Source organism: Brevundimonas intermedia (genome assembly GCF_027922165.1).
In the GTDB taxonomy this organism is placed as follows: domain Bacteria; phylum Pseudomonadota; class Alphaproteobacteria; order Caulobacterales; family Caulobacteraceae; genus Brevundimonas; species Brevundimonas intermedia.
The window spans coordinates 93,590-106,901 of the sequence record NZ_BSFD01000006.1; the positions used below are offsets into that span (position 1 = coordinate 93,590).

Here is a 13,312-nt window from a genome sequence, read left to right on the forward strand (position 1 = left end):
GACTATGGAAAACTTCAAGATCGACATCGACGCCGACGGCGTCGCTACGATTGTATTCGACGTCCCCGGCCGTTCGATGAACACCCTGACCAGCGCGGTCATGGCCGAGATCCCGGAACTGGTCGAACGGATCAAGACCGACGACGCCATCAAGGGCGCCGTCATCACCTCGGGCAAGCCTTCCGGCTTCTGCGCCGGCGCAGACCTGGGCGACATGGCCGGCGGCGTTCTGTCGGGCGGCGGCGACCTGCAGAAGGCGTTCGACGCCGGCTGGAAACTGAACGGCGCCTTCCGCGCGCTGGAGACCTGCGGCAAGCCTGTGGCGGCGGCGATCAACGGCCTGGCCCTGGGCGGCGGGCTGGAGTTCACCCTGGCCTGCCATTATCGCGTGGTCGAGAACGACAACAAGATCCAGCTGGGCCTGCCCGAGATCAAGGTCGGCCTCTTCCCCGGCGGCGGCGGCACCCAGCGCCTGACCCGTCTGGTCGGCGTCCAGAACGCCATGATGGCCATGAGCGAAGGCAAGTCCTTCCGTCCGAACGACGCCAAGGGCGCCGGCATCGTCCATGAGGTGGTCGAAAAGGGTCAGTCGGTCGAGGCCGCCAAGGCCTGGATCAAGAACGGCGGCAAGGCCGTGCAGCCGTGGGACGACAAGTCGTTCAAACTGCCCGGCGGCGGTCCTTACCACCCGGCCGGCATCCAGAACTTCATGGTCGGCAACGCCATGCTGCGCAAACAGTCCTACGGCAACTATCCCGCCGTGGTGAACCTGATGAAGGCCGTCTACGAGGGGACCCAGGTTCCGATGGACGCGGCCCTGCGAATCGAGACCCGCTATTTCATCAAGACCCTGATGACGCCCCAGGCCCAGGCCATGATCCGCAGCCTGTTCCTGTCCAAGCAGGAGCTGGACAAGGGCGCCGTGCGTCCCGCCGGCGTGCCCAAGTCCGATCCGAAGAAGGTCTCGGTCCTGGGCGCCGGCATGATGGGCGCCGGCATCGCCTATGTGCAGGTCATGGCCGGCATCGAAACCGTGCTGATCGACCAGACCCAGGAAGCCGCCGACAAGGGCAAGGCCCATGTCGAGGAGCTGCTGAAGAAGCGTCTGTCGCGCGGTCAGATGACGCAAGACAAGTATGACGCCACCCTGGCCCTGGTCACGGCGACGACCGACTATGACCACATCAAGGGGTCGGACCTGGTGGTCGAGGCCGTGTTCGAAAGCCGCGAGATCAAGGCCGACGTCACCAAGCGCGCCGAGGCCCAGCTGGCTGAAGGCGCCGTCTTCGGCTCCAACACCTCGACCCTGCCGATCACCGGCCTGGCCGAGGCCTCGGTTCGTCCCGAGGACTTCATCGGCATCCACTTCTTCTCGCCCGTCGACAAGATGATGCTGGTCGAGATCATCCTGGGCGAGAAGACGGGTCAGGCCGCCATCGCCAAGGCGCTGGACTATGTGCTGAAGATCAAGAAGACCCCGATCGTCGTCAACGATTCCAGAGGCTTCTATACCTCGCGCTGCTTCTCCACCTTCCTGATGGAAGGCATGGCGATGCTGGAAGAGGGTTACGGCCCGGCCCTGATCGACAATGTCGGGCGGATGACCGGCATGCCGCGGGGCCCGCTGGAAATGCACGACGACGTCGCCCTGGACCTGTCCTACAAGATCGCCAAACAGACGGCGCTGGACCTGGGCGACAAATACGTCCCGTCGGAAGGCGCCGACATCGTCGCAAAAATGGTCGAGGACGGGCGCTTCGGCCGCAAGAACGGCAAGGGCTTCTATGACTATGATCAGAAGCCCAAGACCATCTGGAAAGGTCTGAGCGACCTGGCGCCGACCACCAAGGGCATCGACAAGCCCGAGGAGGCGACCGCCTTCGCCCAGATCGACGAGTTGAAGACGCGCCTGCTGTATCGCCAGGCGGTGGAAGTGGCCCGTTGCTGGGAAGAGGGCGTCATCGACGACCCGCGTGAGGCCGACCTTGGCGCCATCCTGGGCTGGGGCTTCGCGCCCTGGACCGGCGGCCCGATCAGCATGATCGACGGCATCGGCCTGGCCCAGTTCGTCGAGACGGCGGACCGTCTGGCCGCCACCTATGGCGACCGGTTCAAGGTTCCGCAGCTGCTGCGCGACATGGCCGCTAAGAACGAGACCTTCTACGGCAAGTTCGCCCCGGAAAAGGCCGCCGCCTGATCGGTTGCGGACACCACTGAAACGACGGAACGGGCGGCCTTCGGGTCGCCCGTTTTGGTTTGGGCTCCCCTCTTCTTTCGTCATTCCGGGCGAAGGGCCGCTTGGCCCGTGGACCCGGAACCCAGCGGCGCGCGTGAGCGCGACCCGACGGGCGGCGCGAAGCAGCCAACCCCTCGCGGACTCGGTGTCCAAACAGTGTGAGGCGGATGGATTTCATCTTCGGCGCCGCTGGGTTCCGGGTCTCCGCTACGCTCCGCCCGGAATGACGAAATGAGAGGATGCTGCGCCACCCAAAAAAAGACCCGCCCGACACGAGGTCGGGCGGGTCGCTCCGCCGCCCTTCGCGGGGTCGGTGGCGGGTCGCTTGGGGCGACGGAGTGTCTAGGAAGGCGAGACGGGCGTCAGCCTTCGAGATCCTGGCCTTCGTCCGGCTCGGGCGTGCCCAGCAGTTCGTCGGCGATCTTGTTGGTCGAGGCCCGCACGGCCTTTTCGATCGAGGCGGCGATGTCAGGGTTCTGTTTCAGGAATTCGCGCACATTCTCGCGGCCCTGACCGATCCGGGTCGAGTCATAGCTGAACCAGCTGCCCGACTTCTCGATCACCCCGGCCTTGACGCCCAGGTCGATGACCTCGCCCAGTTTGGAGATGCCCTCGCCATACATGATGTCGAAGATGACCTCGCGGAACGGCGGGGCGACCTTGTTCTTGACCACCTTGACCCGAGTGGTGTTGCCGACCACCTCGTCGCGGTTCTTGATCGCGCCGGTGCGGCGGATGTCCAGACGCACCGAGGCGTAGAACTTCAGCGCATTGCCGCCCGTGGTCGTCTCGGGCGAGCCGTACATGACGCCGATCTTGTGGCGGATCTGGTTGATGAACAGGACGATGCACTTGGACTTGGAGATCGAGGCCGTCAGCTTGCGCAAGGCCTGGCTCATCAGGCGGGCCTGAAGACCCGGCAGGCTGTCGCCCATCTCGCCCTCGATTTCAGCGCGCGGCGTCAGGGCCGCGACCGAGTCGATGACCACGATGTCCACGGCGCCCGAGCGCACCAGGGTGTCAACGATCTCCAGCGCCTGTTCGCCCGTGTCGGGCTGAGACACCAGCAGGTCGTCCAGATTGACGCCCAGCTTCTGGGCATAGACCGGATCCAGCGCATGCTCGGCGTCGACAAAGGCGGCGACCCCGCCCTTCTTCTGCACTTCCGCGACGGTGTGCAGGGCCAGGGTGGTCTTGCCCGAGGATTCAGGGCCGAACACCTCGATCACCCGCCCGATCGGCAGGCCGCCGATGCCCAGGGCCATGTCCAGACCCAGCGAGCCGGTCGAGACGCTCTCGATCTCGGCCACCACGCCCGCCTTGCCCAATTTCATCACCGAACCCTTGCCGAAGGCGCGATCGATCTGAGCGATCGCCGCCTCCAGGGCCCGTTGCTTGTCGCCGTCTTCCTTGCCCACCAGTTTCAAAGCCGCCTGTGCCATTGCCTTCGTCTCCCTTGCCATGATTCCCGTCAGAAGCTTGGGAGAGACCCGCCATGGACCCGCCCCCGTTTGTGAGACCGACTATGTGCACGGTTTGTTCTGGTTCACAAGATGTTCTCATCGAGAACAAATGAGAACATCAGAGACTACGTCCGATTTTGACGTATCAGGGAGCGGTCACATCGACCGCCGACGCCGGTTCAGCGTGGCCGGCCGCCATGGACAGGCCGCAGCCGAGGATCAGGACGGCCGCCGCCAGACCCGCGAGGGTGTGGACGGCGGGATCGGCCGCTCCGGTCGCGTCCCGCCTCGACGGGGCCAAGGGTCTGGCCAAGGCGAGGATCAGCAGGGCGATCAGGCCCAGCGCCCCCGGCTGGTCCATCCCTACGCCGAGGAAGATGAAATGGCCCAATCCCGCCAGCCAGCCGCCGACGACCACCGTGGCCACAACCGCCGGCGCCAGGGCCGCCCACCGCTCCAGCCGCGCGCCGATCACCGCCGCCAGGGCCGCGGCGAAGGCGGCCGCCAAGCCCGTCCAGACGAACAGCAGGGCCGCCTCGGGCGCAAAGGCCTGGACCAGAACGCCCAGGATCAACACCAGGACGATTGCGCCCAGCCATCCGCCCCAGACCGTCTCATCCTCGCCGCCCGGCCACAGGCTGAGCGCCACGGCGATTCCGGCTGCCCAGAGGACTACCGGGTTGAAGCCGCCCATCACCGTCGCCAGCACGGCCGCCGCCGCGACGACGCCCGCCAGCAGCCGGCGTCCGATCAGGGCGCGCCCCGCCATCAAGGCCAGCATGGCCCCCAACACAGCCAGGCCCACGCCCGCCTCCATCCAGGGCAGGCGGCGCAGCATCATGTAATAGATCTCGGACGAGTCGATCCGATCGCCGACCGGCCCGGCCAGGACTCGCGCCGCCTGGGCCACAACCACGCCCGTACCCAGCAGCCATAGACCGCCGGTGAAGCCCTTCACCCCCTGTCGCCAGGTCAGGCCCGTGGCGTGGCGCGCGCCCCAGGCGGCGAAGCCGGTCAGCAGAAGGGCGAGGCCCAGCAGCCCCCAGCCGGCCTCCGGCCCGTGACGCAGCACCGCCAGACCGAAGACATCGGCATAGACGGCGTTCCGCGTCGCCTTGGGCAGAGCGGGCGCCCGCAGCAAGGCGTCGGCGGTCTCCAGCGCCTGGGCGCCGATATGCTGAAGACTGCCCTGATCCAGGGCGTCCGGAGTCGAGCTGGGCGAATGATACTGGGCCGGGCGGCCGATGAAGGCCAGATTGACCCCCGCCAGACCCCGGTCGGCGGCGAGGGTGAAATCGGTCCCGTTCGGCATCAACCGATACACGAAGACAGCCAGGGCGTTGCTGGACGGCCCGCCCTGCGCCCGACGCGCCGCTTCGGCGTACAGGTCGATGGTCTGGGCGTTGCCGGGGCCGGTCTCGAACATCATGGCCCGGCCGCCGCCGCCGCGCGCCTCCAGGTTCACCACCGCCCCGACTCGATGACGCAGCGGATGTTCGCTGAAGAAGGCCCGCGCCCCGTCCAGGTTCAGCTCCTCCCCGTCGGACAGCAGGACCACCAAGCCTCGCTCGGCCGGCCCCCGCGCCTTGATCGCCCGCACCGCCTCAAGCACCGCCGCCACGCCGCTGGCGTCGTCGGCCGCGCCCGGCGAGCCCGGAACGCTGTCGTAATGAGCCATTAACACCACGACCGGCAGCGCGGGGTTACGCCCGGGCAGGACGCCGATCAGATTGACCACAGACAGGCCCTCGACCGTCTCGCCCCGATCCTCGATCCGTTTCACCGCCGCCGGCGACAGGGCGCCGGCCTGAAGCGTCGGCGAAAGGCCCAGCTGCGTCATTCGGCCGTACAGATAGGCCTGGACCAAGGCGTGATCGGTCGAACCGACCGGGCGGGGCGACCGCGCCATGACCCGCACATCCGCCATGGCCCGTTCCGCCGAGAAATCCGCAGAAGGGGCGCTCGCCGGCTGAGGCCGCGGCGTCTGAGTCGTGATCGCGGCCAGGCCCAGCGCCGCCGCCAGGGCCGTCAACAACAAGGCCAGCCGCATTAGATGCATCCCCCGAGGCGTCATGACGCCAATAGGGCCGAGCCCGCGCCGTTTCGCAAGTGCGGGATATCAGGGCCGGGTGCGGTTTCGTTCAACCCGATTGCCGGTCGCACCGTCGCCGTCGTCGGCGCTGGACCCGAACGGATAGCCGGCGTCGTCTCCGCAATAGGACCGGTTTCCCTCGCGCGACCCGACCACCACCGTGCGGGGCCGCAGCCAGCCCGCGCCGGAAAAGATATTGTCCGTAATCTGATTATAGGACGGCGTCTGGTGTCGGATCACCCCGTCCTCGCCGCAGTTGCGGTACAGGAAGACCCCGCCCCGACCGCCCAGGGCGAAACGATTGCCGAGGATGCGATTGGCGCCCGATCCGTCCACGGCGATCTGCTCGCGCCCCGTGCGAATGGCGAAGTCGTTGTCCTGGATCACCGCCCCGGCGCTCTCGGCGTCCAGATAGACGGCGACGGAGTCAGAACGACCGGAGAAGCGCGATCGGACCACCGTCGTTCGCGTCACGCCCGGCCCGACATAGAGGGGGATGGTCGCCACGCCTTCGAACCGCACCCGCTCCAGCACGACGCCATACGGCGCCGCCGCCTGGGCCGCCTGCGTATGGCCGGGCGAGCGCGAGGAGGCCAGCAGATCGCGCATCGAACCGCCCGCCCCCATGCCCCAGATCCGCACATTGCCGACGATGGTGCAGTTCCTCAGATGGACCTGAGCGGGCGGGCTCCAGCCCTCGCCGTCGCGCCGCGACCAGATCGCCACCGTCGGCGCCCGCGTCGTCGCCTCGCCCGCCGGTCGGATGACGCCGCCGCCGCAGTCGATCCCAGCGCCCGAGGCCTCGCCGCCCTCGATCAGAACGCGCCGGCGCACCGCGACGCCGCCCAGTTCGGCGCGGCAGGTCAGGCGATAGGCCTGGTCGGACGGCGTGGTCATTTCACGGATCTCCGCCGCCGTACAGGACCGCGCGGCGGGCGCATCGGCCTGAAGCAGGGCCAGCAGGACCAGAGCGGCCGTCATCTCAGGGCAGCGGCGCCGCCAGGGCCGCACGTTCCGCCGCGCAGCCGGGGTTGGTCCGCCCCGTCGCCCGCGCGGCCTCGATCTCGGCGCGTGCGGCGGCGACATCGACCTGGAAGGCGGGAGCGGCGACAATCTCGGCCATGACCGCCCGGCCCAATGCCTCGCCCGCCGCCACATCGCTGGGATAGTCCATGGCGCAAACCAGGCGGCTGACGCCGATCTCATGACCGATCCGACGCACGGCTTCGGCCCGCTCCGGCGCGATCCGGGCCAGAGCCTCGGCATAGGCGGTTCCCACGGTCGCGCCCATGGACGGATAGGCCGAACTGCGTCGCGCTTCGGGGGTCAGGGTCTGGCAGGGGCGGCGGGCGGGATCCTCGGCGACCGGTCGGGCGCGCTGGCCCTGCGCGCGCGCCAGGGTCGCCGCCGCCTGGGCGTCATGAAAGGCCCGCGCCGCCATCCCGTCCAGCACCGGCGTGTCGGCCGATCCCAGCCGCACGCCGAGAGCGCAATCGAAATGCTGTAGGGCCAGCGGCGGTCGCAGTTCGGCATGGGCGGTCGCCAGCAGCCAGCGGTCCGAATCCTCGAGCGCTGCGAACCGCGCCGAGGCCGTGCGATCAGCCAGATCCTGAACCGAGCCGGCGACAGGCGCCGGAGGCGCCGTCTGGGCCAGGCGTTCCAGCCCGTCGGACGTCAGATAGCCTTCGTCGACGGCAATGAAGAGGGGAGAAGGCGAAGGGCGCCCGGCCGGGGCGCATCCCGCCGCCAGCACGAGAATCAGGGCCGCCGCACCCAGGGCGGCGACCGGCTTCACTGGCCCGCGCTCCAGCTCAGCTGCACCGAGGTTTCGCCCCCTTCGCCCGGCGCGGCCACCACCTGGAGATTGATCGCCCCCGCCTGGCCGCCGGCGGCGCCATAGGCCCGGGCGTCGCCCTGATCCATGCCCATGACCGAGGTCAGGCCGGCCTCTTCGGCGCGAGCTCTGTAGAAGCCCACCACTTCGTCAGGCGAGGCGGCGGTTGTAAAGGTCACCAGCCCCCCTTGGCCGTCCGGACCGTCCGCCGTCGTCGCGGGTTGGTCCAGGGCGGCGCCGGGGTAGAGGGCCGCATAGGCGGGCGCGCCCGGCGCGGCGGGAACGAGGGCGGCCGGTTCAACCGGCGTCGGCGCCTCGGCCGCAACCGATTCAGGCGCCTCGACCGGTGCGACGGCGTCGACCTGATCCGGCGTCTGTTCGGCGTTCGACCGGTCGTCGCAACCCGCAAGGCAAAGGCAAACTAAGGCGGCCGAGGCCGCCATACGGCGTATCATCGGGGAATCGTCCCTTGGACCCATGGTCAAGGCGCCACCGTGGCGCATGGATGCGGCCGCAGCAAGGCGTCGCGTTCAGTCGGCGCCGCGCGCGCCCTCTGCGGGATCCGCGCGGGACGTCTCGAAGTCCTTACCAGATCCCTCGACCGCGTCGGGACCGACATCAGACGGCGACTCAGGATCTGCGGAAGCCCGCCCTTCCTCGGCCAACTGGGCGTTGATCACTTCGGAATCCGGATCGTCATCCGAGCCACTGGCCGAACCGCCGCGCAGCGAGCCCGCCCGCGTGTCCGAGCCGGAATCGGTTCCGTCCAAAGCTTCGATTAGGGCGTCGGCCCTGTGACCAAGATCAGGCTTCTCGCCCATGTCGGCGGCTTCGCGAGCGTCCTCGCCGTCGGCCGGGTCGGGGGAATTGGCGTCCATCATCGCGCGCTCCTTTTCTTCTCGAAGTGAAAGCCGCCGACGCGGTTGCGGTTCCAGGTCCCTGCCCCCTTGATCCCGCGTCATCACTCCCGATCTAGGAGGCATGATCCCGTTCTCAGTGCTCGATTTGTCCCCCATCGTTGAAGGCGGCGACGCCCGCCGCGCCCTCGACGAGACCCTGGCCCTGGCCCAGGCCGCCGACCGCCTGGGCTATCAGCGGTTCTGGCTGGCCGAGCACCACAATATGCCCGGCATCGCCAGTGCGGCGACCGCCATCGTCATCGGCCATGTGGCGGCGGGAACGCAGAGAATCCGCGTCGGCTCCGGCGGAATCATGCTGCCCAACCACGCCCCCCTGGTCGTCGCTGAACAGTTCGGCACCCTGGAGACCCTGTTTCCCGGCCGGATCGACGTCGGCCTGGGCCGCGCGCCCGGCACGGACGGCGCCACCGCCCGCGCCCTGCGTCGCTATTTCGAGGGCGCCGACCAGTTTCCGCGCGACGTGGTCGAGCTGATCCAGTGGTTCGAACCGGCCGCCGAAAACCAGCCGGTCCGCGCCGTTCCCGGCGCCGGCCTGCGCGTGCCGATCTGGCTTCTGGGCTCCAGCCTGTTCAGCGCCCAGCTGGCCGGCCAACTGGGCCTGCCCTACGCCTTCGCCAGCCATTTCGCGCCTGAACTGCTGCTGGAGGCCCTGGCCCTCTATCGCCGCAGCTTCACCCCCTCCGACCGGCTGGCCCAGCCCTACGCCATGGCCGCGATCAACGTCTTCGCCGCCGACACGGACGCGGACGGGGTGCGCCTGTCCACCTCTATGCAACAGAGTTTCGCCCGCCTCTCGACCGGCAAGCCGGGCAAGCTGCCGCCCCCCGTCGACGACATCGCTTCGGTCCTGACCCCGCAACAGATCGAAAGCGCCCGCGGCCGCCTGCTCTATTCCGCGGTCGGCGGGCCTGAGACCGTGCGCAGACAGCTGACCGACTTCATCGCCCTGACCGGCGTCGATGAACTGATGATCACCGGCATGGCCTTCGACAACGCCGCCCGCATCCGCAGCCTGGAGATCGTCGCGGACGTTCGCGGACGGATGGAGACGGCGCAAGCGGCGTGAACCCGTCCCCTCTCCCGCCGGGAGAGGGCTTGAGCGCCCGAGAGCGTCAGCGATCGGTCTTGCGCGAAAGGGTGAGGGGTAAGGTGGTGCGAACTGGCCCACCGGCGGTCCCTCATCCGGCCCTGTGGGCCACCTTCTCCCGATGTGAGAAGGAAGTGGGTCAGAGCTCTCCCAAAAACGCCAGCAGCAACGCATTCACCTCGTTCGGCCGCTCCTGCTGGATCCAGTGGCCGGCGCCGGGCAGCACCACCGACCGCGTCAGGTTGGGAACCCAGTCCTTCAGACCCGCCTCGGCCGAGCCGGCGTAATGCCGGACCGGGTCATCCTCGCCGACGATGAACAGAGCCGGCTGGAGAATCTGCTGATCCTGGACGAAGGCCGTCAGCGACCAGTTCAGGTCGATGGCCCGATACCAGTTCAAAGGCCCGTCGAAACCGCCGGCCGTGAAGGCCTCGACATATTCGGCGAAATGGTCGGGGCTCATCCACGGCGGCAGGTCGGCGCCGTCGTCGATACTTTCCAGCAGGCTGACGCCCCGCGCCATGAAGCCGGTAGCCCGTTTCAAGGCCGGGGTGGCGCCGTCATAGGCCCAGAACAGCTTCCTCAGCGTCGTCGCCGGATCGAGCTCCAGCGCCAGATGGGCGTCCGCCGCCTGGAACCGGCTGATATAGAGATCGCCCATACCGGCCCGTTCAGACAGGATGGCCATGACGGTCGTCGGCGGGCCTTGGGGCCGACGCGGCTGGAGCGGCACGGACAGGCCGGCCACCGCCGTGAACAGATCGGGCCGCAGCAGGGCGCAGTGCCAGGCGACCGGCGCGCCCCAGTCGTGGCCCACGACGACGGCGCTCGATTTGCCCAACGCCCGCACCAGGTCGACCATGTCCCCGACCAGATGCAGGATCGAAAAGATGTCGACGCCCTTAGGCTTGTCCGTACCGCCATATCCGCGCATGTCCGGAGCGACGACGTGATATCCCGCCGCCGACAGGGCCTCGACCTGGGCCCGCCAGCTGATTCCCAGTTCGGGGAAGCCATGGATCAGCAGGACCAATGGCGCGTTGGGGTCTTCGAACCCCGCCTCCAGCACCTGTTGGACAAGGCCGTCGGTCTTGATAAGCCGGGTGCGCATTCCAACCTCCCCCTCCCTTGCCAAGGCGGCGTTTCCCGCCGCTCATCGAACAGGACGGACATGACCCGCCTCGTCACCTTTGCAGACGGTACGACCGTTCCCGCCCTGGGCCAAGGCACGTGGGAGATGGGCGACGATCCCGCCTGGCGCGACGAGGAGCAACAGGCCCTGGCGCGCGGCATCGACCTAGGTCTGACCCTGATCGACACGGCCGAGCTCTACGGCGACGGCCGCTCCGAACGCCTGGTGGGCGAGGTCATCGCCGGCCGCCGCGACGAGGTCTTCCTGGTCTCCAAGGTCCGGCCCGACAACGCATCGGAAATGAAGATGATGCTGGCCTGCGAGAAGTCGCTGGAACGGCTGGGGACCGACCGGCTGGACCTGTATCTGCTGCACTGGGAAGGCCATGTGCCGCTGGAGGAGACGGTCGAAGCGTTCCGCGAACTGGTCGACGAGGGGATGATCGCCCGCTGGGGCGTGTCCAATCTGGATCTGCGCGCCATGGAGCGGCTGATGGAGATCGAGGGGGGCGAGGACTGCGCCGTCAACCAACTGCTCTATAATCTGGGCTCGCGCGGGGTGGAGTTCGATCTGCTGCCCTGGATGCAGGCCCGCGACATGCCGATGATGGCCTATTCGCCTCTGGGGCGCGGAGAGTTGCTGGAACAGCCCCTGATCCGCGACATCGCCAACCGCCACAGCGCCGATCCGGCCCAGGTCGCCCTGGCCGCCGTCCTGCGCCACGACGGGGTCATCGCCATCCCCAAGGCCGGCTCGGTCGAACATGTCGAGGCCAACGCCGACGCCCTGGAAATCCAGTTCGACCTCGAGGATATCGAACGCCTCGACGCGGCCTTCCCGCCGCCCACGCGCGAGACCCCGCTGGATATCATCTGAGGGAAGGGACACGGCCGAACCCCGGCCGCGTCCCTCGCCACGGCGTGATTTAACGGTTGCCGCCGGCCACAGCGATGATTTCACCGGTGATCCAGGCGCTGTCGGACGAGGCCAGGAAGACGGCCACAGGTGCGATGTCAGACGGCTGCCCTATGCGGCCGAGCGGCGTCTGGGCGACCATCTGGGCCTCCAGGTCCGAGCCGATGATCCCCACGGTGTGGGTGCCCTCGGTCTCGACGGCGCCGGGCGCGATGGCGTTGACCCGGATCTTGCGCGGGCCGAGCTCCTTGGCGAGCACGCGGGTGATCGAGTCCACGGCGGCCTTGGTGGCCGTGTAGACCGAGGCGGTCGGGATATCGACGGTGGTGGCGGCCGAGCTGATGTTGATGATGCTGCCGCCGTCCGGGCCAAAGCGCTTGGCCGCCTCGCTGGTGGCCAGCAGCAAGCCCAGGACATTGGTGTCGAACTGGCGGCGGTACTCGGCCTCGGAAAAGTCCTCGATCGGCGCGAAGGCATAGACGCCGGCGTTGTTGACCAGGATGTCCACCCCGCCGAACGCCTTCTGGGTCTCGTCGAACAGACGCGTGACATCGTCGCCGCTGGCGACCGACGCCTGGACGGCGACGGCCTTGCCGCCGGCGGCGGTGATCTCGGCCACGACCTTGTCGGCCCCTTCGCGGCTGGAGGCGTAGTTGACGGCCACGGCGGCGCCCTCGGCGGCCAAGGCCTTGGCGATTGCGGCTCCGATGCCCTTGGACGCCCCGGTGACGACGGCGGTCTTGCCTGAAAGCTTGCTCATGATCTCTCTCCGGTCGCCCTCAGCGGCGAACGGTTCGATACTTAGATAACCATCGAAATGATTCAATAAGCGAGGCCGTTGATTTTCTGAAAGCCGTCCTCAGATTTCGGCGAGCTGCGCCAGATAAGCGTCCAGAACATCGCGCTTCAGCACCAGGAAGGCGAACTTGCCCTCTCGGCAGATCTGGATCAGGCCGGCGGTCTCGAGCTCCTTCATATGGTGCGAGAAGGTCGGGGCGCTGACCGCCACGAGTTGGGCGACCGCGCCGCAGGGCGTGGGTTCGCTGGCGGCGCCGATCTCCTTGAGGATCTGACGGCGGCGCGGCTCCGCCAGGGCCTTGGCGATCAGGTTCACCTGGCGTTCGTCCAGCACGATGCGCGGTGCGTCTTCCATGGTGGTCATATGCGGTGCGAGCGCGCCTGACGCAAATGGGCGCGACGCCACGTCGGTCGTTGGATCGGCTACCCGCCCCCGATCGCTTCCAAGAGCCGCGCCCGCGCCTCCCCCGCATAGGGGACCGCCGGCCCTCGCCCCCAGACCGGATCGGGCCACAGGCCGTCGTCGCGACGGCGGCCGACGACATGGACGTGGAGTTGGGCCGTCACATTGCCGATGGCGCCGACGTTCAGCTTCTCGACGGCGCCCCAGGTCCCGGCCAACCGCCGCACCAGCGCCCCGGCCCGCACCGTCTCCTCCATCAGCACGGCCCGGTGTTCGACGCTCAGATCCTCCAGCTCCACCGCACCCTCGACGCGCGGGATCAGGATCAGCCAGGGGAAGCGGGCATCGTCCTGCAACCGCACATGACACAGCGACCATTCCGCGGCCGCGACGGAGCCGGCTTCGAACGCCGACGCCACCTGAAACCCCATA

13 protein-coding genes are annotated in these 13,312 nt (G+C 68.3%); 3 read left to right on the forward strand and 10 right to left on the reverse strand.

Annotated elements, in window-relative coordinates:
* Positions 1–4: 4 nt before the first annotated feature.
* Positions 5–2,197, forward strand: a complete 2,193-nt coding sequence (locus PKE72_RS10700; protein WP_271165495.1) for a 3-hydroxyacyl-CoA dehydrogenase NAD-binding domain-containing protein — start codon at positions 5–7, stop codon at positions 2,195–2,197.
* A 401-nt stretch (positions 2,198–2,598) separates the two neighbouring features.
* On the opposite strand, the gene recA is transcribed toward PKE72_RS10700, so the two are convergent.
* From recA to PKE72_RS10730, 6 genes are all read right to left on the reverse strand, one after another.
* On the reverse strand, positions 2,599–3,678 hold the full coding sequence (recA, locus tag PKE72_RS10705) for a recombinase RecA (RefSeq protein WP_271165360.1): 1,080 nt from the start codon (positions 3,676–3,678) through the stop codon (positions 2,599–2,601).
* A gap of 166 nt (positions 3,679–3,844) precedes the next feature.
* On the reverse strand, positions 3,845–5,749 hold the full coding sequence (locus tag PKE72_RS10710) for a M20/M25/M40 family metallo-hydrolase (RefSeq protein WP_271165361.1): 1,905 nt from the start codon (positions 5,747–5,749) through the stop codon (positions 3,845–3,847).
* Between the two features lie 69 nt (positions 5,750–5,818).
* Complete coding sequence (locus PKE72_RS10715; protein ID WP_271165362.1) at positions 5,819–6,772, reverse strand: right-handed parallel beta-helix repeat-containing protein; 954 nt, start codon at positions 6,770–6,772, stop codon at positions 5,819–5,821.
* Position 6,773: 1 nt separating this feature from the next.
* Positions 6,774–7,586, reverse strand: coding sequence for a phosphatase PAP2 family protein (locus PKE72_RS10720; protein WP_271165363.1), 813 nt, complete (start codon positions 7,584–7,586; stop codon positions 6,774–6,776).
* Positions 7,583–8,080 (reverse strand): hypothetical protein, encoded by a 498-nt coding sequence (locus PKE72_RS10725; protein WP_271165364.1) that lies wholly within the window; start codon positions 8,078–8,080, stop codon positions 7,583–7,585. The genes PKE72_RS10720 and PKE72_RS10725 overlap by 4 nt, the downstream gene beginning before the upstream one ends.
* Before the next feature lie 75 nt (positions 8,081–8,155).
* Entirely contained in the window at positions 8,156–8,506 is a 351-nt protein-coding gene (locus PKE72_RS10730) for a ribonuclease (RefSeq protein WP_271165365.1), read from the reverse strand.
* Positions 8,507–8,606: 100 nt separating this feature from the next.
* Between PKE72_RS10730 and PKE72_RS10735 the strand changes: the two genes are divergently transcribed.
* Complete coding sequence (locus PKE72_RS10735) at positions 8,607–9,611, forward strand: LLM class flavin-dependent oxidoreductase (protein ID WP_271165366.1); 1,005 nt, start codon at positions 8,607–8,609, stop codon at positions 9,609–9,611.
* Positions 9,612–9,771: 160 nt separating this feature from the next.
* Here PKE72_RS10735 and PKE72_RS10740 read toward each other — a convergent pair whose 3' ends face one another.
* Complete coding sequence (locus tag PKE72_RS10740; protein WP_271165367.1) at positions 9,772–10,743, reverse strand: alpha/beta fold hydrolase; 972 nt, start codon at positions 10,741–10,743, stop codon at positions 9,772–9,774.
* 60 nt (positions 10,744–10,803) lie between these two features.
* On the opposite strand from PKE72_RS10740, the gene PKE72_RS10745 reads away from it, so the two are divergent.
* Positions 10,804–11,640, forward strand: coding sequence for an aldo/keto reductase (locus tag PKE72_RS10745; RefSeq protein ID WP_271165368.1), 837 nt, complete (start codon positions 10,804–10,806; stop codon positions 11,638–11,640).
* A gap of 49 nt (positions 11,641–11,689) precedes the next feature.
* On the opposite strand, the gene PKE72_RS10750 is transcribed toward PKE72_RS10745, so the two are convergent.
* From PKE72_RS10750 to PKE72_RS10760, 3 genes are all read right to left on the reverse strand, one after another.
* On the reverse strand, positions 11,690–12,439 hold the full coding sequence (locus PKE72_RS10750; protein ID WP_271165369.1) for a glucose 1-dehydrogenase: 750 nt from the start codon (positions 12,437–12,439) through the stop codon (positions 11,690–11,692).
* Positions 12,440–12,538: 99 nt separating this feature from the next.
* Positions 12,539–12,832, reverse strand: a complete 294-nt coding sequence (locus PKE72_RS10755; RefSeq protein WP_373878094.1) for an ArsR/SmtB family transcription factor — start codon at positions 12,830–12,832, stop codon at positions 12,539–12,541.
* 68 nt (positions 12,833–12,900) lie between these two features.
* Positions 12,901–13,311 (reverse strand): HIT domain-containing protein, encoded by a 411-nt coding sequence (locus tag PKE72_RS10760; RefSeq protein ID WP_271165371.1) that lies wholly within the window; start codon positions 13,309–13,311, stop codon positions 12,901–12,903.
* Between the last annotated feature and the right edge of the window lies 1 nt (position 13,312).